This window comes from Streptococcus mitis (assembly GCF_001281025.1).
GTDB classification, from domain to species: Bacteria; Bacillota; Bacilli; order Lactobacillales; family Streptococcaceae; genus Streptococcus; species Streptococcus mitis_AK.
Window position 1 is genome coordinate 979,071 of record NZ_CP012646.1, and the last position, 18,697, is coordinate 997,767.

The window sequence follows — 18,697 nt, forward strand, 5'->3', positions numbered from 1 at the left end:
TTAACGTGATACGCGGCGACGAGCTGCTTTTTTACGGTTTTCTTCGATGAAAGCTGCTTTTTGCTCTTCTGGTTCGATCACTTTCTTTTTAAATGCGTATACTGCACCTGCGACTGCAGCGACAGTTCCTGCGACACCTGTTACAAGACCTTTAGCGAATCCTTTAGCCATGAGTCTTCCTCCTTTATCTTCTTAATCAGCCAGCCCCTTCAAGAGGTCACATTTTTCTGACCGACCTTTTTGTGTTATAATAATATTAACGAAAAAATGGGAATTTTTCAAGGAAAAAAGATGAAAACAAAAATAATTGTGATTGTTGGACCGACTGCAGTTGGAAAGACGGCTCTAGCCATTGAAGTGGCCAAGCGTTTTAATGGCGAAGTGGTTAGTGGAGATAGCCAGCAAGTCTATCGAGGTCTAGATATTGGGACGGCTAAGGCTAGTCCAGAAGAGCAGGCAGCTGTTCCCCATCATTTAATCGATGTTAGAGAGGTAACCGAGTCTTACTCGGCTTTTGATTTTGTTTCAGAAGCTAAGATGGCTATTGAGGATATTCATGGTCGTGGCAAGCTAGCCATTATTGCTGGTGGGACTGGGCTTTATATCCAGAGTTTGCTTGAAGGTTACCACCTGGGTGGGGGGACACCTCATAAGGAGATTTTGGCCTATCGGGCTAGTTTGGAGCCTTATACAGATGAGGAATTAGCCTATCTGGTGGACCAAGCAGGCCTTGAGATTCCCCAGTTTAATCGTCGTCGTGCAATGCGTGCCTTGGAAATTGCCCATTTTGGTCAGGATTTGGAAAATCAAGAGAGTCTATATGAACCGCTGATTATCTGCTTGGATGATGAGCGCAGTCAATTATATGAACGTATCAATCACCGAGTGGACCTGATGTTTGAAGCTGGACTTCTAGACGAAGCCAAGTGGTTGTTTGACCATTATCCAGATGTGCAGGCTGCTAAAGGGATTGGTTACAAGGAACTCTTTCCTTATTTTCGTGGAGAGCAGACCTTGGAAGAAGCCAGTGAGAGTCTCAAACAGGCGACTCGTCGTTTTGCCAAGCGTCAGTTGACCTGGTTCCGTAATCGCATGCAGGTGACCTTTTATCATATTGGAGAATCTGGTGTGCAAGACCGCATTTTAAGCCAGATAGAGGAGTTTTTAGATGATTGATACGGAGAAAAAAGAGGAGCGAGTCTTGCTCATCGGTGTGGAATTGCAGGGGATGGACAATTTTGACCTCTCCATGGAAGAATTGGCCAGTCTAGCCAAGACAGCTGGAGCAGTCGTAGTCGATAGCTACAGACAAAAACGTGAAAAATATGATTCCAAGACCTTCGTAGGCTCTGGTAAGTTAGAAGAAATTGCGCTCATGGTGGATGCAGAAGAAATTACCACTGTCATCGTCAACAACCGTTTAACTCCACGGCAAAATGTCAATCTAGAGGAAGTTCTGGGTGTTAAGGTCATTGACCGTATGCAGTTGATTTTGGATATCTTTGCCATGCGAGCTCGAAGCCATGAAGGGAAGCTCCAAGTTCACCTAGCCCAGCTCAAATATCTCTTGCCTCGCTTGGTTGGTCAGGGAATTATGCTCAGCCGTCAGGCAGGGGGAATTGGTTCCCGTGGACCTGGTGAAAGCCAGCTGGAGCTGAACCGTCGTAGCGTTCGCAATCAAATCACGGATATCGAGCGCCAGCTCAAGGTGGTTGAGAAAAATCGGGCGACTGTCAGAGAAAAACGTTTGGAGTCAAGCACCTTTAAGATTGGTTTGATTGGTTATACCAATGCTGGGAAGTCAACTATCATGAACACCTTGACCAGTAAGAATCAGTATGGGGCTGACGAGCTATTTGCGACTCTAGATGCGACGACTAAGAGTATCCATCTGGGAGGCAATCTCCAAGTAACTTTGACAGATACAGTTGGCTTTATCCAAGATTTGCCGACAGAGTTGGTGTCCAGTTTCAAGTCAACCTTGGAAGAAAGCAAGCATGTAGACCTTCTGGTTCATGTTATCGATGCCAGCAATCCTTACCATGAGGAGCATGAAAAAACAGTTCTGTCCATCATGAAAGACCTGGACATGGAAGATATTCCTCGTCTGACACTTTATAATAAAGCAGATTTAGTGGAGGATTTTACGCCGACCCAAACGCCCTACGCCCTCATTTCTGCCAAATCTGAGGATAGTCGTGAGAATTTGCAGGCTTTGTTTTTAGAGAAAATCAAGGGTATTTTTGAATCATTTACCCTGCGAGTGCCTTTTTCAAAGTCCTACAAGATTCATGATTTAGAAAGTGTTGCGATTCTGGAAGAACGCGATTATCAGGAGGACGGCGAAGTGATTACAGGCTACATTTCTGAGAAAAACAAATGGAGGTTAGAGGAATTTTATGACTGATATTAAAACGTTGGCTCTAAAATATGGGGGCTATACAAGTCTGGACAAGGTCTATCTGGATCATCTTCTAGCTGGCAAAACAGAGCAGGAGCAGTTGGCACTTATCACACCTCCGCCCAGCGTTGTCAATGCTTACTTTGCAGAACTCTACCAGAAAAAAAGTCCTGAGGCCGCGACGGATTATTTTGTGGAACTCAGTCAGGAACTGAATCTTTACAATACTGAGCCTAGTTTCACCCTAGAAAATAAGCCTTTTATTCGTCTTAATCTGTCTGGTAAATCCTTTGGTTTTTGTTATGAGTGTGAGGGTCTTGGTCGGATTTTCTCTGAAAATGAAGAGAAAATTTCAGAAGACTTGCTCTTTGAAATTGCGCAAATTTTCCCCCATCAACTAGTCTTTGAAGAGTCTGGTAAGATTTACATGAAGGCTATTAGAGATGAGGAAGTTGTTAGCATGGAGAGTCTAACAGCTTTGACTGATTTGGAAAGCTTGGCTGATGGTCGCAAGCGTCTTAAAGGTTACAGCCAAGAGGATTTACTGCAAGAAGCTGCTGCTTTTTCTGGCAAGCGCTATTTCCGATCGGAAAACCGCATAGCCATGTTATATATTGATTAATTAGAAAGTATCGAATGGATATTCAATTTTTAGGAACGGGGGCTGGTCAGCCCTCTAAAGCCCGCAATGTCTCCAGTCTCGCCCTGAAACTCTTGGACGAGATTAACGAAGTCTGGCTCTTTGACTGTGGAGAAGGTACGCAAAATCGCATTCTGGAAACCACAATTCGACCACGTAAGGTCAGCAAAATCTTTATCACCCACCTGCATGGAGACCATATCTTTGGCTTGCCAGGTTTCCTTTCTAGCCGTGCCTTTCAGGCTAATGAAGAGCAGACTGATTTGGAAATCTATGGACCTCAAGGAATCAAGTCCTTTGTCTTAACCAGCCTTCGTGTGTCAGGTTCGCGCCTGCCTTACCGCATTCATTTTCATGAATTTGACCAAGATTCTCTAGGAAAAATCCTTGAGACCGATAAATTCACTGTGTACGCGGAAGAATTGGATCATACTATTTTCTGCGTTGGCTATCGTGTCATTCAAAAGGACTTGGAAGGAACGCTGGATGCTGAAAAACTCAAGGCGGCAGGTGTCCCATTTGGCCCACTTTTTGGAAAAATTAAAAACGGTCAGGACGTTGTTTTAGAAGATGGGACTGAAATCAAGGCAGCAGACTATATCTCAGCCCCACGTCCGGGTAAGATTATCACTATTTTAGGAGACACTCGAAAAACGGATGCCAGTGTGCGTCTGGCTGTCAATGCCGATGTCCTTGTCCATGAATCGACTTATGGTAAGGGTGACGAAAAAATTGCTCGTAACCATGGCCACTCTACTAACATGCAAGCTGCACAAGTAGCGGTAGAAGCAGGTGCTAAACGCCTTTTGCTCAACCATATCAGTGCCCGTTTCCTCTCAAAAGATATCAGCAAGCTCAAGAAAGATGCTGCTAGCATTTTTGAAAATGTCCATGTGGTTAAAGACTTGGAAGAAGTGGAAATCTAAAAGATTGGGAAAGGATAAGTATGCCTACTATTCTCATTACCGGAGCTAGCGGTGGCCTAGCTCAAGAAATGGTCAAACTCTTGCAAAATGACCAACTCATCTTGCTTGGTAGAAATAAGGAAAAATTAGCCCAACTCTACGGAAACCATCCCCATGCAGAATTGATTGAAATAGACATTACCGATGATTCAGCCTTAGAATCTCTGGTAACTGATCTCTATCTCCGCTATGGCAAGATTGATGTCTTAATTAACAACGCTGGTTACGGGATTTTCGAGGAATTTGACCAGATTTCTAACCAAGATATTCACCAGATGTTCGAGGTCAATACCTTTGCTTTGATGAATCTGTCTCGTCTCCTTGCTGCTCGTATGAAGGAAAGCCGAAAAGGCCATATCATCAATATCGTCAGCATGGCAGGTTTGATTGCTACTGGTAAGTCTAGTCTCTACTCAGCGACCAAGTTTGCGGCCATTGGTTTTTCAAATGCTCTGCGCCTAGAACTTATGTCCTACGGTGTTTATGTGACGACGGTCAATCCAGGACCAATACGCACAGGATTTTTTGACCAAGCGGACCCAGATGGAACCTATCTCAAGTCGGTTAACCGCTTCCTGCTAGAACCAGATGCAGTGGCTGAAAAGATTGTCAAGATTATAGGAAAAAACAAACGCGAACTCAATCTCCCAGTCTTGTTGAACCTAGCCCATAAGTTTTATACCCTCTTTCCTAAGCTAGCTGATAAGTTGGCAGGGGAGACTTTTAATTATAAATAAAAAAGTTGTTCCTAAAATGGAGCAACTTTTTTGATGCTTAGAATAAATCAATTCCAGTCTTATTTAATGAGTGGCAGTGATAGGTGAAGGCATTGATAAAATTAGAGTAATATTGCTGATCAATAAATTTTGCGCTTTGAAGATAATTAAATAGATTTTTGGCTAGGGGAATAGCCTCAGGTTTATTCCATCTAAATTGATTGTAAACATGTTCAACTTCTAGGAACATGAGTGGAATAGCTAGATAGCCTCGTTCGAAGGTCTGAAGTGATTTAATTTTTTTAATAATATCATCAGCCTTTTGATAGTAGCCTAATTCAGAGAAGTATTTTGCAGAGAAAGTAAGAGCATTTAAAATACGGATGTAGGTGTCAGTATTAGCACTTTCTTTGTACATAAGTAGTAATTGTTTGGTCATATGGTCAATGAGTTCCATCGGGCAATGATTGACGATAACACGATAAATTTCAAGTTCGATACTATTAAAGACATCCGATTTCATTAAATGCTTGATAATGTTTTGAATTCTGGTAACGGTTTCTGGACTCTTTGATATGGTTGGATAATGTCTTAATTTAATAGATTTAAAAATCATTTCTGCTTGAAGTGGATTGTCTTTTAGATAGACATCAAATAATTTTTCGTATTCTTCAATGTAAGTGAGGATATCTTCTTCATGGACCACATGCTTGCCAAATTCAATAGCAGGTAATTCTAAGCAGTCTCCACCTTTATTTGCATAGGCGAGAACAAAATCATTCCATTCAACTCCGATAACAATTAAAAGTTTGGCAAAGTTTTCAAGTGAAATTCCTTTGTCTCCTTTTTCAAATTGACTTAGGAACTGTGGTGATACGATATCTGAGGCGGCTTCCTTTAGGCTGAGTCCTCGTGCTTCGCGCAGGTACTTAAATGTAGCTCCAAATGGGTATAGATTTTCCATAAATAATCTCCTTACATACTTCTAAGACTATTATACAAAAATTTAGAGAAAAAAATGGAGAAAGAAAACTATAGTTACAAAATACTAGAATTCTATGCTATTTTTTATTTTTATGAACAAGATTGAAACTATAGTTTAAATGACGAAAAATTTAAATATCTATTATGGTATGATAAGGGAAAGAATAGCTAATAAAGCCGCCTTGTTATACTAGTATAACAAGGATTGACTTATCACTCAATCCTATTCTATCAGTCATTCAAGGAGAAAATGATATGGGAAAAACTTAAATGCTCGATACTAGAAAAATATTATATTTACTTTTAAGGTTATAAGACAATTATCATAAATTTTTAGAAAAATAGAAATATATAGGAGTTTTGTTATGAAAAACAGAAAAATGTTGGCCTCTTCTTTACTAGCCGGTGCTTTATTGTCAGTAGGATATGTAGCTTCTAAACCGATAGATGTTCACGCTTTAACAGATATGAGTGTAAAAGATACTCAAAATCCCTTGAAAATCAACTTGATAGATACAGGAGAAATAACTATACTATTGGTTGACCTTCAAAGAAATTCTACAACTAATGATAATACATATCTTGATTTTGATTTAGTTAATGAAGATACTGGAGCACTTGCTTCTTCACACACTTTTGGAAGATTTGGAGGAAGTAATAGAATAAGACAGGGAATTAATATACTCCCAGTAAAAGATGGGAATTACCATCTAGATATCTACAGTTCAGGTGATTTTGGAAAACGTTACTTCGGACGTTCAGAAGTTTTTAAAATCTCTGGATATAAATACTATCCGATTAAGAAGGTAGAGACACCAACCGTTACTGAAACTCCAAAACAATCTACTAACTCTACCTCTAACTCAGGTCAAACTGGCTGGTCAGGTTCTTCTTACTATAAAGCTGGTGTTAAAGTAGTGAATCAATGGATTTTTGATGTTCAGTACAATTCTTACTTCTATCTAAATGCTTCAGGTACCTTTGTTCAAAATGCTTGGTCAGGCAACTACTATCTTAAATCAGGTGGCTACATGGCTAAAAGCGAGTGGATTTATGACAATAACTATAAATCATACTATTACTTGACAGCAGAGGGTAGCTATGCGCGTAATGCTTGGGCTGGAAGTTACTACCTCAAATCAGATGGTAAAATGGCTAAGAGTGAGTGGATCTATGATAGTAGTTATCAATCTTACTATTATCTAACATCAGAAGGAAGCTATGCTCGTGACACATGGGTAGGCGACTATTATCTCAAGTCAAATGGTAAGATGGCAGTCAACGAACGTACCCCAGATGGCTACCAAGTAGATGGCTCAGGTAAGTGGGTGAAATAAGGAAATAATCTATAGTGTAGATAAAACTTATTTTAAACTGGGAGAAAATAATGGAAAAACATGAAAACCAAACGAATGAAGAAGTGACTGTAGAAAAAGTCGAAGAGACTACGGAAAGAATGGAAGAATCAATTAATGAAGTAGTTCAAGAGAAGCCTGATAGAGTAGAAGCAATCAAAAAAGAGGCATCAGCTTTTGTAGATAAAGCTGGACAACAAATCGAAAATCTAGATATGAATGGTCTCATTGAAAAGATTAAAAAATTATTTGAAACAAAGCCTTTACAATCTGTCGGGATAAGCCTAGCTATCTTTCTTGTTCTGTTCTTTGGAGTTCGTAAATTAACAAGTGATCCCTTAGATGGAACTTATGAAATTTTAACAAAACGTGACCATTTAGTCATGGTGATTAAAGGAAATTCTGGGACCGTCATCTCTGAAGATTCAGACGGAGACAAAGAAACAAGATTAGTGAAAATTGATAAAAAAAAGAAAGAATTGACAATCACAGACGATAAAGGAAGAGATTTAGGAAAAACAAAATATATGTTAAAAGATAAGGAACTTTATCTTCAAGAGCCAGATCAAACCTTTAACCGAGTAAAATAGACTACACATTAAAAGCTTACCTCAGTACCCTAAAAGTTACTGGGGTAAGAAATTGTATATTGTATATTGTATATAGGGAGAATATCAAATGAAATTTAAAAAATTAATAACTCTAGCTAGCTTGGTTGGCCTAATTACTTTCTTATTGCCTGTTGTTACATCAGGTAATCAATCACTAGCTCCGGTAAGTGAGTACGTAGTTGATTATCTAAATGCGCCTTCCCAATTTATGGTATTTATTGTTTGGTACGGTGCATTTGTAATCACTTTATTATTATCTTTATTTATAGTAAATAGAAGAGTAATAGCAATTATTCAGTCACTTGTCATTATTTTATTAAGTGCATTTAGTTTGTTTATTCATTTTACATTCTTGAATGAAATAGTTGGTAGAGCACAATTAGGTTACGGAGCTATTCTATATTTTATCTGTGTTTTGATAAATGTTTTTGCGGCGATTATGATTATAAAAGGTGCTAAATCTACTAGTAAACGGATTGATTAAATAACTTTCTTTCAGTAGTAGTTGGGATGGATGTACTGGTAATAGCAGATTTTTTAATAAAATAGAAAAAAGATGGAGAATGAAGTGGAAGAGAAATCAGTATTATTAGAAAGTAATTCATCTAACAAAATAGAGAAAATGATGAGGCAAAGATATGCAGATATCCAATCTTCAGCAAATAATCTATAATCGTGATACTAAACTAATAGAAACATCTAAAAAATGGTGGAAATTTTGGAATTAATAAAAAATCATAACAATATTTGTACAATAACTGTTATACTTTTATGGAAAAATAAATAATATTTAGGAGTCTCTTATGAAAAAAAGAAATACTTTACTTATCTTAGGCGCACTACTTTCTAGTGTCGGTTTAGCAGCTTGTTCATCATCTATGGATACAAAAGGAAAAGGTATTGCTCAGTTAATGAACGACAATCAAGAAAGAGTTTTCTATAGTGTGATCGATTCTAATCATGATTCACTACCTGGAAAAGATGAAAGAGTAAACTACGTCTATATTACAAAAGGCGGAAAACTGAACGGTTACGAAATAGGCGGGGGAACTGTTGGTGCAGCCGTAGAGCTTTATATGGATGATGTTGTAGGCAAAAACATCAATGAAGTTAAAAAATTAGCTGAAGAAAGATCAAAAAAAACTTTTGAAATCGATAAAGTTACAGCCAAGGTAAACACAGATTCATCAGGGAATAACACTACAGAAGAAGAAATAAAATTATTTTTTTACGAAAATAAACCAGATTATCTTACTTACGTATCTCTAACTAATGGACAAATTCGTGATAAATACTATGCCGGATATATTGGATACACTTCCAGCCTCGTTTCTTCTGGAGATTTACTCATTACCGAAGTTTCTAAAGGAAATGTAATAAACTTTGATAAAGCAGATGGTAAAATTGTAGAAGAAAAAAAATAAACAAATAAAGTATCAAATAAAATTCTTTGATGACATTGTAGCTCTTCTTAGATGAACGATAATCACCAGATTTTAATTTACGTTCTATCTTTTCAAAATCAACAACAGCATTATAATCATCCAACGCCAAATCCAAACGAGTTATTTTAGCTTTTAAATCTAATAACAATTAAAAAAACTGTTCCAGTCACTATCAATCTTTTGAGCTAAATCTGTGCATCTCTAACCTGTCCAAACATAATTCCTAGACATCGATGAATTAATCATTTTATAGATTTATTCCATGTTTTCTTGACGACAAGAAACCTAGACTGTTTTTATAAACTTCTATTTTAGGTGAGATTTGGTATCCTAAATGGGTTGACTTTATTAATACGCTAATTGATGATGATAATAAACAACTTATTAAAAATTCAGGTATGAGACAGTCTGATTATGATAGACAGATTAAACGTGAAAAAGAAATTAAGGAAGAGCAACAGCAGTGTGAAATAGAGATGCAAGAGGCTGCAGGAGCTCTAGTGGCTTTTGGTAGTGGATGGTATCCCAAAGATTACTATTTCATAGAAGCTATAGAGTTTTTTATCGGAGCTTTAGAAAATTTCAAAGCTGATAATATGAAGGAACTTGTAAATTTATATGATGAAACAAAGTATAAAGAATTACAGTTGAACTATCAGAAAGAAATGCTACAGTTACAAAGGGAACAATATATTGATACTAAGAAAATGCTTCAAGCATTAAGATATAACAATTATGTTCAAACGTTACAATTACAGCAGTTAGATGGAATCCGTAGAAATACAGAAGAAGCAGTTGATTACTTGAGAAATTTACATGTCCAAGAAAATCATTATCACACGCATAACCATTACCATCAAAATAATATTTATTAATTTATATAGGTGAAATTAAAATTAGAAATAATATGAAGAAAATTATAAAAATAATTACCTGTTTGTATTTATTTTGCGGCCTATTTTCATTTGTGAAGTCAGCCCAAGCTGACAGTACTGACTACAACCAACTATTGCCACAAATTACTGAGAAGTGGGAGAGCAAACATCTATTTGAAAATAATGCTAATAGACTTGGTTACGCTTTGATGGATATTGATAAAAATGGGACGGATGAGTTATTAATCGGTCTGACCAACGGTCAAAAATGGGAACTGTTTGAAGTATACTATATGAATGGTAATACTCCAACTCCATTATTTGATAGATTTTGGGATACAAGCCTTAGAATGGGGACAGTTATTAATACTTACACAGATGGTAGTATTATAGTGTTCGAAAGTTCTCCAGGGATTATGTCATATAGATTGTTCCAACTTTCTAAAGAAAATAAGGAGCCAAGTTTAATTAAAAAAGGTGAATTTAGAGCAGGAGAAGGTGATTTAGATGAGTTAAATCTTGATTCTAAAACAAAAATAGATACCTCAGCTATTGAATATACTTCTCTAAATCTCCCAATCATAGGAGATAATATGGATCCGAATCCTCCTATGCCCAAGTCCCTTGCTGATGCTAAAATTGGTGATGAAATTCCTTTGCCATCTGAATTAGTAGGTACTTGGATTAATAAAGAGCCAAATAATGGTACTAAATCTGGTAAAGCTTCATCACTTATTTTAGGAGAGGACGGAAGCTACACTGGAACCTTTAAAGATGGAGATATTAGAGGGAAGGTATCTCGTCTTAAAAAAGTGAGTGAGAATGGATTTATTGTCTTAACAGAAAATCAAGAGGATGATTTTTTCTCTTTAATTGTTGGTTTAGGTGGAGGTTTGCCTCCTGGTCACCGACTCGAACATGGTATGGTACTAGAAGGGCGAACTTTATATAATGTATTGTGGGTAGTAAAAGAAGGGGAGGAAGACTATTCTAAACCTTCCAAGCTAGTAACTTTTGTAAATCCAAATTATGGTCCTAAGAAAATAGAGAAAAAAACAGATCCAGAAGTAGCGAAACAAGACGATACAGTGGCAGAATCAACTCAAGACAGTAGTGAGGAGACAAAGCCAGAACAAAAACTATTTGAAAACATTCCAGTGTTTGGACTGGTTGTGGGAGCTGGACTTGTCCTTGTCTTAATCCTATCTCTATTTTGGTTTAAAAAATAAGATTTTATAAAATACTCTTGATTTATTATTAGAGAAAAAACCTCAAGAACTAGGGTTGAAAGCTAGTTCTTGAGGTTTTTAGGTTATTCGATTTAGAGTGATTCTCAACTATCAAACTGGACTTCTTCTAGTAGATAGTCGATAAAGCGTTCGCCCATCTTAGATAGGCTGGTTTTTTCATGCTGGATATAGACTAGCTCAATGGAGTCGTCAATATCCAGTGGGATGGAAACGATATTGTCTCCGTTGAGGTTGCTGTTCAAAATCCCTGTTGCTATCGTGTATCCATCCAGACCAATCAAGAGATTAAAGAGGGTGGCACGGTCACTAACCACGATGGATTTCTTGTGATGCTCTTGAGAAAGGATTTCCTCTGAAAAGTAGAAGGAGTTGTGTGTCCCTTGATCATAACTAAGGTAAGGGAAATTTTCCAAGTCAGACAGTTTTACCTTGTCTTTTTTTGCCAGAGGATTGGTCTTGCTGACAAAGATATGCGGTTGCGCTGTGAAGAGATGGTGAGCCAGCAGGTGGTTGTCATCCAGCATTTTCGTTAAAACATCACGGTTGTAGCTGTTAAAAAATAGGACACCGACCTCACTACGGAAGTTCTTGACATCGTCGATAATCTCCCAAGTCCGAGTTTCACGAAGGAAAAGCTCGTATTTCTCCATATCACTTTTCTTGAGCAAAGAGACAAAGGCATTGACCACAAAGGCATAGTGTTGAGAGGAAACGCTAAAAAGTTCGCGGTGGGCGACAGGATTTTTATAGCGTTCTTCCAGAAGCTGGGTTTGCTCGACAACTTGACGGGCATAAGAGAGGAACTCCATCCCATCACGGGTCAAGGTGATGCCCTTAGGATTGCGGATAAAGATTTCAATGCCCATTTCATTTTCCAAATCTCTCACTGCATTGGAAAGACTAGGTTGAGTGATAAAGAGTTGCTTAGCTGCTTCATTCATGGAGCCAGTTTCGACGATTTTGATAATATAGTGTAATTGTTGAATTCTCATGTTTTTATTGTACCACACTTGCGTCAGAATCGCCAAAGAAGATAGGAAAATCAGGTGCATTGTGTGAGTCTATTCTTGAAAAAAACATAAAATTTTGCTAGAATGAGTCTTATGAAAACATTCTATGATGTGCAGCAATTTCTCAAACGATTTGGTATTATTGTTTACATGGGAAAACGCTTATATGATATTGAACTGATGAAGTTGGAACTCTCTCGGATTTATGATGCAGGGTTGATGGACAAATTAGACTATCTAGAAGCAGAAGCGGTTCTTCGCAGAGAGCACAAGGTAGAATTGGATTATATTGAGAAAAATGGAGAAAAGAACTAATGGTTACTTGGATTTTGTGGGCACTCATACTAGCAATGTTGGCGTGGATGGGTTTTAACTATCTTCGTATTCGCCGTGCGGCTAAAATTGTAGACAATGAGGAATTTGAAGCCTTGATTCGTACGGGTCAATTGATTGATTTGCGCGACCCAGCAGAATTCCACAGAAAACATATCCTGGGTGCCCGCAATATTCCTTCAAGTCAGTTGAAGACTAGTCTTGCAGCCCTTCGTAAGGATAAACCTGTCCTTCTCTACGAAAACCAACGTGCGCAACGAGTTACAAATGCAGCTCTTTACTTGAAAAAACAAGGTTTTTCTGAGATTTATATCCTTTCTTATGGCTTGGATTCTTGGAAAGGGAAAGTGAAGACTAGCTAATCTTATTTCCACATTAGTCGAATGATAGGATGAATCTATTGTTTTATAGTATAATTAATTTGTATAAAATTTAAGGAGTTCTTAGAACATGAAAGAAAAGAAGAAAAATCCACTTTTTCTGGGTATCTTGTCTATTATTCTTGGTTTGTTATTTCCGTGGGGAGGTATTGGTTTAAGTATTACCAGTTTATTGTATGCTAACTCACTTCAAAAAGAATCTGGACTAGACTATAAAACAGAAAAAATTATAGCTATTGTAGGAATTGTAGTTTCCGTAATTAATTGGGTTTTAGGATTGATTCTTTTTATGAATTAACTAGTGTAAAACAAAAAAGCTTTATTTGAAAGCTTTTTTGTTTTATCCACTTTTCTCTAAGTGATTTTTAATGATTTTCAATTCCTCTTGGTTTAAGGGACGGTATTGACCTTCTGCTAGTTCTGGGTCTAATGTAAACTCACCGAACTGAACTCGTTTGAGTGAGGTCACTTTGACACCAACCGAGAGAAACATTTTCTTGACTTGATGAAATTTTCCTTCTGAAATGGTGATAGAGGCTTGGCTGTGGGAAAGACTTGCAGATAGAATCTCTAGTCTTGCAGGTTTACAGACAGTACCATCTAAAAAGACAATTCCCTTTTGAAAGGCTTGGATATGGTCAGGTGTTAGAAGTCCATTGACCTCAACCTGATAAGTCTTATCGACATGATATTGGGGGTGGAGGAGCTGAAAGCCTAAGGGACCGTTATCGGTCAAGAGGAGGAGACCCGTCGTATCTCGGTCCAGTCGGCCGACGGCGTAGAGCTTGTCAGACTGGATGTCAGGCGGAAGGAAGTCCATGATGGTTTGGAGTTCCTTGTCTTTGTTGGCTGTAACGACACCAGCAGGTTTATGTAGCATAAGGTAGGTGTGCTCATAGCCTTGAATGATTTGGCCCTGAAAAAGGAGTTCCTGTAGTCCTGTATCGATATTTTGGGCTAGGGAGCGGGCTGGGCAACCATCGACGAGAATGTCCCCTTTGAGTAAGGCTTGTTTCATGGCCTTTCGGCTGATTTTTTCTTGAGCTAATAAATTATCTAAACGCATACTGTGCCTATCTTATCATAAGTCGCTTGCTTTGAAAAGGCTTGACGTGAAAAGAAAAGCAGAGTGAAAACATTTACACTTGCTTGAATTATGTTATTTACCTGAAATTATGGTATAATCGTTCAGTTAGAAAATAAATTTTGAATATTATAGAGGAAATCATGACAAAATTAAGAGAAGATATCCGTAACATTGCGATTATCGCCCACGTTGACCACGGTAAAACAACCCTCGTTGACGAATTATTGAAACAATCAGAAACGCTTGATGCACGTACTGAATTGGCTGAGCGTGCTATGGACTCAAACGATATCGAAAAAGAGCGTGGAATTACCATCCTTGCTAAAAATACAGCCGTTGCCTACAACGGAACTCGTATCAACATCATGGACACACCAGGACACGCGGACTTCGGTGGAGAAGTTGAGCGTATCATGAAAATGGTTGACGGTGTTGTCTTAGTCGTAGATGCCTACGAAGGAACAATGCCACAGACTCGTTTCGTATTGAAAAAAGCCTTGGAACAAGACCTTGTCCCAATCGTGGTTGTTAACAAAATCGATAAACCATCAGCTCGTCCAGCAGAAGTAGTGGACGAAGTCTTGGAACTTTTCATCGAGCTTGGTGCAGATGACGACCAGCTTGACTTCCCAGTGGTCTATGCATCAGCGATTAATGGAACTTCTTCATTGTCAGATGATCCAGCTGATCAAGAAACTACTATGGCACCAATCTTTGACACAATTATCGACCATATCCCAGCTCCAGTAGATAACTCAGATGAGCCTTTGCAGTTCCAAGTGTCACTTTTGGACTACAATGACTTCGTTGGACGTATCGGTATCGGCCGTGTCTTCCGTGGTACAGTTAAGGTTGGGGACCAAGTTACCCTCTCTAAACTTGACGGCACAACTAAAAACTTCCGTGTTACAAAACTCTTCGGTTTCTTTGGTTTGGAACGTCGTGAAATTCAAGAAGCCAAAGCAGGTGACTTGATTGCCGTTTCTGGTATGGAAGACATCTTTGTCGGTGAAACCATTACTCCGACAGATGCAGTAGAGGCTCTTCCAATCCTACACATCGATGAGCCAACTCTTCAAATGACTTTCTTGGTTAACAACTCACCATTTGCTGGTAAAGAAGGTAAATGGGTAACTTCTCGTAAGGTGGAAGAACGCTTGCAGGCAGAATTGCAAACAGACGTTTCCCTTCGTGTTGATCCAACTGATTCACCAGATAAATGGACTGTTTCAGGTCGTGGAGAATTGCACTTGTCAATCCTTATCGAAACAATGCGTCGTGAGGGATATGAACTTCAAGTATCTCGTCCAGAAGTTATCGTAAAAGAAATCGACGGTGTTAAATGTGAGCCATTTGAGCGTGTACAAATCGACACTCCAGAAGAATACCAAGGGTCTGTTATCCAAAGCCTTTCTGAACGTAAGGGTGAAATGTTGGATATGATTTCAACTGGTAATGGTCAAACTCGTTTGGTCTTCCTTGTTCCAGCGCGTGGTTTGATCGGATATTCAACTGAGTTCTTGTCAATGACTCGTGGTTACGGTATCATGAACCATACCTTCGACCAATACTTGCCATTGATTCCAGGTGAAATTGGTGGTCGTCACCGTGGTGCCCTTGTTTCTATCGATGCTGGTAAGGCTACAACTTACTCAATCATGTCTATCGAAGAACGTGGTACGATCTTTGTCAACCCAGGTACTGAAGTTTACGAAGGAATGATCATCGGTGAAAACTCTCGTGAAAACGACTTGACAGTTAACATCACTAAGGCGAAACAAATGACCAACGTCCGTTCAGCTACTAAGGACCAAACAGCTGTTATCAAGACACCTCGTATCTTGACCCTTGAAGAGTCTCTTGAGTTCTTGAACGACGATGAGTACATGGAAGTAACGCCTGAGTCTATCCGTTTGCGTAAACAAATCCTTAACAAGGCAGAGCGTGAGAAAGCTAACAAGAAGAAAAAATCAGCTGAATAAGAGCTAGAAAGAGATAAAGATGGTTTATTTAATCATAGGACTCCTCTTATTACTACTCTATGTATTTGCGACACCAGAAAGCATTAAAGGGACAGTTAATATCGTCCTTGTCGTCTTTGCTTTCGTAGCATTGCTGATTTTGCTCATGTTGTCAGTTCTGCAAATCTTTCAGCTACCGACAGAATTCTTTATCGCAATCGCTATGCTCTTCCTAGCATACTTTAGCTTGCGAGATATTACCCTCATGTCGGTTAATAAAAGTAAAAGAAGATAAAAAGAGAGTTTCGGCTCTCTTTTTTGCTAGGAATTTTACAGTAGTTCGAATTGCTTTTTAGTTAATATCATCTCTTTTGCTTGGATAATATGAATGGGAAAAACTGAACTTAAATTCTTTCCCGACATCTATTTCTAAGGAAACTTTAAAATTCTATTACTAATGATATCTTAGTAAAATATGTTGATAGATTATATAGAAAGTGATATACTTAAGTTATAAGAAACCGATTTCAAACTAAGAAAGGATTAAATTTGTTGTTTTGTTGCTCAGGGTGTGATGGATTAAACTAGGAGAATAATTCTAAGAATTTATAAAATGTAAAATTTCTTTCTATAGAGTTATTCTCTTATACAAGGAGTCTACTATGAAGAAACTATTCATATTATTATCAACTTTTTTTCTCAGCTTCTTCCTTGCTTGGATTATTGTCTTACGTGCGCCACAATATTTATTTGCAAGCTATGATTCCGTTTCCTTACTTCGTGTCAAAAAAGATACTCAGGAACCGACGCGTGAGGTATTTGAAAAGGAATTAGAGAATTTTGTAAACTCAGAACAGAGTTTAATAGCTAGAAGAATCGTAGAGCCGAGTAAGGATGGGACGACTCACTTTACTTATGCAACTTATGGTCAGGGAACTTTACCAAAAGAATTCCAAGAAGCTAGTCAAGAAAGTCGTGAACGTAGTGATCCGCTAAATAGTTATCTCCTTTTGTCAGGCTCCTTGACGAAAGAAAAGCTTGCCGATAAATTAGGAGATTTGGGTTATAAAGCAATTCCTGACCGAAAGACACCGCCCTATTCTCTTGCTTTTAGAATGTTACTAATTCCCCTTATTTTAATTAGTTTAGCAATATTTGGCTTATCATTCTTTGCTCTAGTGATTATCACTCGGATTAAGGAAATGAGAGCTGCAGGTATAAAACTCTTTTCTGGTCAGACTCTCTTATCCATCATGGGGCATTCTTTATCTACTGATATCAAATGGCTCCTTCTATCAGCCCTCCTTTCCTTCCTAGGTGGGGGAGTCGTTCTTTTTAGTCAAGGTTTGTTTTATCCTATCTTGTTAGCCACCTATGGTTTTGGGATTAGTTTCTATCTTTTGTTTTTATTGGGGATTTCAATTTTACTAATGCTCCTTTATCTAATGAGTTTGAGTTATAAAGCATTAGTTCCCGTTATTAAGGGAAGATTACCCCTTAAACGCTTGATGGCTTTAACCCTATTGTGTCAGTTAGTAGCTGTTTTTACAGTAGGCTACGCTGTTAAGACAGGTTTAACGTCTTACCAACGATTGAAAGAACTTGAAATTTCAAAACAAGCATGGCAGGATAGAGCAGACTATTATCAAATTTCTTTTGGCTTAGGTGATAGAGTAAAAGATACAGAAAATCAGAATAAGTGGTATGCCTTTGCCAAGGAAGCAATCGAAGAAGAACAAGCCCTTTATGTAAAGGATACTCTGTTCCATTTTGCCAATCCACAAGGAAAAAATGAACAGGGAGAGACACTGGATACCTATAGTCCAGATGCTAATACGCTCTATGTTAGTCCCAGTTATTTGGACAAGGAAAAGGTCGTGGTAGATGCTGAGACTAAACAGAAGTTAGCCCATCTCCAAAAAGGGGAATTTGGACTCTTATTACCAGAATCTCTTCGTTCACAGGAAGCAGAACTTAAGAAAGTTTTTGAAGAAAGTTTAAACTCTTATGGACAATCAAGTGAGGATAAAGACGCTCCTTTAGAGTATGAAATGAGAGCGATTGTTAGTTATCTTCCAACTGGAGAAAAGCGGTTTGTTTATAACAACGGTGAGAATCCCGTATCCACTCAGTATTTGACTGATCCGATTTTAGTTGTATTTACGCCGACTTCTACAGGTGATAGTATCATTTCCAAATCTAGTTGGTCTATCAATGCTGGAAAACAACTCTTTATCAAAGGATATGAGAGTGGGATAGAACTCTTGAAGAAAGCTGGAATTTATGAGCAAGTATCCTATCTTAAAGAAGGAAGAAGTGTTTATCTAACTCGTTATAATGAAGTTCAAACTGAAACAGCAACTTTAATCTTAGGAGCTATTGTTGGGATAGCTAGTTCCTTGTTACTCTTTTATTCTGTCAATCTTCTATATTTCGAGCAATTCCGCCGAGATATCTTGATTAAACGAATTTCAGGTTTACGATTTTTTGAAACACATGCTCAGTATATGGTTAGTCAGTTTGCCAGTTTTGTATTTGGTGCTAGTCTCTTTATTTTAAGCAGTCGAGACTTGGTGATTGGCTTGCTCACTTTATTAGTCTTTCTAGCTAGTGCAGTTTTGACGCTTTACCGTCAAGCGCAGAAAGAATCTCGTGTTTCTATGACAATTATGAAAGGAAAATAG

21 protein-coding genes are annotated in these 18,697 nt (G+C 38.1%); 17 read left to right on the plus strand and 4 right to left on the minus strand.

The window, feature by feature from the left end; genetic code table 11:
- Window positions 1-171: a DUF3042 family protein gene (locus tag RN80_RS04740; RefSeq protein WP_001051780.1), complete on the minus strand. Its 171-nt coding sequence runs from the start codon at window positions 169-171 to the stop codon at window positions 1-3.
- Window positions 172-291: 120 nt separating this feature from the next.
- Between RN80_RS04740 and miaA the strand changes: the two genes are divergently transcribed.
- The 5 genes from miaA to RN80_RS04765 are packed head-to-tail and all read left to right on the plus strand — an operon-like array spanning window position 292 to window position 4,743.
- On the plus strand, window positions 292-1,176 hold the full coding sequence (gene miaA, locus RN80_RS04745) for a tRNA (adenosine(37)-N6)-dimethylallyltransferase MiaA (protein ID WP_000850199.1): 885 nt from the start codon (window positions 292-294) through the stop codon (window positions 1,174-1,176).
- Window positions 1,169-2,407 carry a GTPase HflX gene (gene hflX / locus RN80_RS04750; protein ID WP_060627846.1) on the plus strand — a complete coding sequence of 413 codons (1,239 nt, stop codon included), beginning with the start codon at window positions 1,169-1,171 and terminating at the stop codon, window positions 2,405-2,407. The genes miaA and hflX overlap by 8 nt, the downstream gene beginning before the upstream one ends.
- Window positions 2,400-3,023, plus strand: a complete 624-nt coding sequence (locus RN80_RS04755; RefSeq protein ID WP_060627848.1) for a cystathionine beta-lyase — start codon at window positions 2,400-2,402, stop codon at window positions 3,021-3,023. Before hflX ends, RN80_RS04755 begins: the two co-directional genes overlap by 8 nt.
- A gap of 14 nt (window positions 3,024-3,037) precedes the next feature.
- On the plus strand, window positions 3,038-3,967 hold the full coding sequence (rnz, locus tag RN80_RS04760; protein WP_060627850.1) for a ribonuclease Z: 930 nt from the start codon (window positions 3,038-3,040) through the stop codon (window positions 3,965-3,967).
- Window positions 3,968-3,987: 20 nt separating this feature from the next.
- Entirely contained in the window at window positions 3,988-4,743 is a 756-nt protein-coding gene (locus RN80_RS04765; protein WP_060627852.1) for an SDR family NAD(P)-dependent oxidoreductase, read from the plus strand.
- Between the two features lie 37 nt (window positions 4,744-4,780).
- On the opposite strand, the gene RN80_RS04770 is transcribed toward RN80_RS04765, so the two are convergent.
- The gene (locus RN80_RS04770) at window positions 4,781-5,686 is read right to left on the minus strand and encodes a helix-turn-helix domain-containing protein (RefSeq protein WP_060627854.1); all 906 of its coding nucleotides are present in this window, start codon (window positions 5,684-5,686) and stop codon (window positions 4,781-4,783) included.
- Between the two features lie 385 nt (window positions 5,687-6,071).
- Between RN80_RS04770 and RN80_RS04775 the strand changes: the two genes are divergently transcribed.
- The 6 genes from RN80_RS04775 (at window position 6,072) to RN80_RS04800 (ending at window position 11,221) form a co-directional block, all read left to right on the plus strand.
- Window positions 6,072-7,043 (plus strand): PspC-like choline-binding domain-containing protein, encoded by a 972-nt coding sequence (locus RN80_RS04775; RefSeq protein ID WP_060627855.1) that lies wholly within the window; start codon window positions 6,072-6,074, stop codon window positions 7,041-7,043.
- A gap of 50 nt (window positions 7,044-7,093) precedes the next feature.
- Window positions 7,094-7,651, plus strand: a complete 558-nt coding sequence (locus RN80_RS04780) for a hypothetical protein (RefSeq protein WP_080998505.1) — start codon at window positions 7,094-7,096, stop codon at window positions 7,649-7,651.
- 88 nt (window positions 7,652-7,739) lie between these two features.
- A complete protein-coding gene (locus RN80_RS04785; RefSeq protein WP_045611998.1) occupies window positions 7,740-8,156 on the plus strand; it encodes a hypothetical protein in 417 nt (138 codons plus the stop codon).
- Window positions 8,157-8,475: 319 nt separating this feature from the next.
- A complete protein-coding gene (locus RN80_RS04790; protein ID WP_045611997.1) occupies window positions 8,476-9,096 on the plus strand; it encodes a hypothetical protein in 621 nt (206 codons plus the stop codon).
- 419 nt (window positions 9,097-9,515) lie between these two features.
- Window positions 9,516-9,992 carry a hypothetical protein gene (locus RN80_RS04795; RefSeq protein ID WP_228112106.1) on the plus strand — a complete coding sequence of 159 codons (477 nt, stop codon included), beginning with the start codon at window positions 9,516-9,518 and terminating at the stop codon, window positions 9,990-9,992.
- 32 nt (window positions 9,993-10,024) lie between these two features.
- A complete protein-coding gene (locus tag RN80_RS04800; protein ID WP_060627857.1) occupies window positions 10,025-11,221 on the plus strand; it encodes a hypothetical protein in 1,197 nt (398 codons plus the stop codon).
- Window positions 11,222-11,325: 104 nt separating this feature from the next.
- On the opposite strand, the gene RN80_RS04805 is transcribed toward RN80_RS04800, so the two are convergent.
- Window positions 11,326-12,234 (minus strand): LysR family transcriptional regulator, encoded by a 909-nt coding sequence (locus tag RN80_RS04805; protein ID WP_060628759.1) that lies wholly within the window; start codon window positions 12,232-12,234, stop codon window positions 11,326-11,328.
- Window positions 12,235-12,336: 102 nt separating this feature from the next.
- Here RN80_RS04805 and RN80_RS04810 point away from each other — a divergent pair, with 102 nt between their 5' ends.
- The 3 genes from RN80_RS04810 (at window position 12,337) to RN80_RS04820 (ending at window position 13,263) form a co-directional block, all read left to right on the plus strand.
- Complete coding sequence (locus tag RN80_RS04810; protein ID WP_001808324.1) at window positions 12,337-12,567, plus strand: YqgQ family protein; 231 nt, start codon at window positions 12,337-12,339, stop codon at window positions 12,565-12,567.
- Window positions 12,567-12,947: a rhodanese-like domain-containing protein gene (locus RN80_RS04815; RefSeq protein WP_000259256.1), complete on the plus strand. Its 381-nt coding sequence runs from the start codon at window positions 12,567-12,569 to the stop codon at window positions 12,945-12,947. Before RN80_RS04810 ends, RN80_RS04815 begins: the two co-directional genes overlap by 1 nt.
- 88 nt (window positions 12,948-13,035) lie before the next feature.
- A complete protein-coding gene (locus RN80_RS04820) occupies window positions 13,036-13,263 on the plus strand; it encodes a hypothetical protein (RefSeq protein WP_060627859.1) in 228 nt (75 codons plus the stop codon).
- Window positions 13,264-13,305: 42 nt separating this feature from the next.
- Here the strand turns inward: RN80_RS04820 and RN80_RS04825 are convergent, their stop codons facing one another.
- Window positions 13,306-14,031, minus strand: coding sequence for a 16S rRNA pseudouridine(516) synthase (locus tag RN80_RS04825; RefSeq protein WP_060627861.1), 726 nt, complete (start codon window positions 14,029-14,031; stop codon window positions 13,306-13,308).
- 161 nt (window positions 14,032-14,192) lie between these two features.
- Here RN80_RS04825 and typA point away from each other — a divergent pair, with 161 nt between their 5' ends.
- The 3 genes from typA to RN80_RS04840 all read left to right on the plus strand — a co-directional run bounded on the left by typA (window position 14,193) and on the right by RN80_RS04840 (window position 18,697).
- The gene (gene typA / locus RN80_RS04830) at window positions 14,193-16,034 is read left to right on the plus strand and encodes a translational GTPase TypA (protein WP_000164122.1); all 1,842 of its coding nucleotides are present in this window, start codon (window positions 14,193-14,195) and stop codon (window positions 16,032-16,034) included.
- A gap of 19 nt (window positions 16,035-16,053) precedes the next feature.
- Window positions 16,054-16,308 carry a DUF3165 family protein gene (locus RN80_RS04835; RefSeq protein WP_024056536.1) on the plus strand — a complete coding sequence of 85 codons (255 nt, stop codon included), beginning with the start codon at window positions 16,054-16,056 and terminating at the stop codon, window positions 16,306-16,308.
- 367 nt (window positions 16,309-16,675) lie between these two features.
- The gene (locus RN80_RS04840) at window positions 16,676-18,697 is read left to right on the plus strand and encodes a bacteriocin-associated integral membrane family protein (protein ID WP_060627863.1); all 2,022 of its coding nucleotides are present in this window, start codon (window positions 16,676-16,678) and stop codon (window positions 18,695-18,697) included.

What these genes read in the sequence shown, in the direction of transcription:
- RN80_RS04740 (WP_001051780.1), bottom strand. Translation starts at nt 171, where the DNA reads ATGGCTAAAGGATTCGCTAAAGGTCTTGTAACAGGTGTCGCAGGAACT.
- miaA (WP_000850199.1), top strand. Translation starts at nt 292, where the DNA reads ATGAAAACAAAAATAATTGTGATTGTTGGACCGACTGCAGTTGGAAAG.
- hflX (WP_060627846.1), top strand. Translation starts at nt 1,169, where the DNA reads ATGATTGATACGGAGAAAAAAGAGGAGCGAGTCTTGCTCATCGGTGTG.
- RN80_RS04755 (WP_060627848.1), top strand. Translation starts at nt 2,400, where the DNA reads ATGACTGATATTAAAACGTTGGCTCTAAAATATGGGGGCTATACAAGT.
- rnz (WP_060627850.1), top strand. Translation starts at nt 3,038, where the DNA reads ATGGATATTCAATTTTTAGGAACGGGGGCTGGTCAGCCCTCTAAAGCC.
- RN80_RS04765 (WP_060627852.1), top strand. Translation starts at nt 3,988, where the DNA reads ATGCCTACTATTCTCATTACCGGAGCTAGCGGTGGCCTAGCTCAAGAA.
- RN80_RS04770 (WP_060627854.1), bottom strand. Translation starts at nt 5,686, where the DNA reads ATGGAAAATCTATACCCATTTGGAGCTACATTTAAGTACCTGCGCGAA.
- RN80_RS04775 (WP_060627855.1), top strand. Translation starts at nt 6,072, where the DNA reads ATGAAAAACAGAAAAATGTTGGCCTCTTCTTTACTAGCCGGTGCTTTA.
- RN80_RS04780 (WP_080998505.1), top strand. Translation starts at nt 7,094, where the DNA reads ATGGAAAAACATGAAAACCAAACGAATGAAGAAGTGACTGTAGAAAAA.
- RN80_RS04785 (WP_045611998.1), top strand. Translation starts at nt 7,740, where the DNA reads ATGAAATTTAAAAAATTAATAACTCTAGCTAGCTTGGTTGGCCTAATT.
- RN80_RS04790 (WP_045611997.1), top strand. Translation starts at nt 8,476, where the DNA reads ATGAAAAAAAGAAATACTTTACTTATCTTAGGCGCACTACTTTCTAGT.
- RN80_RS04795 (WP_228112106.1), top strand. Translation starts at nt 9,516, where the DNA reads ATGAGACAGTCTGATTATGATAGACAGATTAAACGTGAAAAAGAAATT.
- RN80_RS04800 (WP_060627857.1), top strand. Translation starts at nt 10,025, where the DNA reads ATGAAGAAAATTATAAAAATAATTACCTGTTTGTATTTATTTTGCGGC.
- RN80_RS04805 (WP_060628759.1), bottom strand. Translation starts at nt 12,234, where the DNA reads ATGAGAATTCAACAATTACACTATATTATCAAAATCGTCGAAACTGGC.
- RN80_RS04810 (WP_001808324.1), top strand. Translation starts at nt 12,337, where the DNA reads ATGAGTCTTATGAAAACATTCTATGATGTGCAGCAATTTCTCAAACGA.
- RN80_RS04815 (WP_000259256.1), top strand. Translation starts at nt 12,567, where the DNA reads ATGGTTACTTGGATTTTGTGGGCACTCATACTAGCAATGTTGGCGTGG.
- RN80_RS04820 (WP_060627859.1), top strand. Translation starts at nt 13,036, where the DNA reads ATGAAAGAAAAGAAGAAAAATCCACTTTTTCTGGGTATCTTGTCTATT.
- RN80_RS04825 (WP_060627861.1), bottom strand. Translation starts at nt 14,031, where the DNA reads ATGCGTTTAGATAATTTATTAGCTCAAGAAAAAATCAGCCGAAAGGCC.
- typA (WP_000164122.1), top strand. Translation starts at nt 14,193, where the DNA reads ATGACAAAATTAAGAGAAGATATCCGTAACATTGCGATTATCGCCCAC.
- RN80_RS04835 (WP_024056536.1), top strand. Translation starts at nt 16,054, where the DNA reads ATGGTTTATTTAATCATAGGACTCCTCTTATTACTACTCTATGTATTT.
- RN80_RS04840 (WP_060627863.1), top strand. Translation starts at nt 16,676, where the DNA reads ATGAAGAAACTATTCATATTATTATCAACTTTTTTTCTCAGCTTCTTC.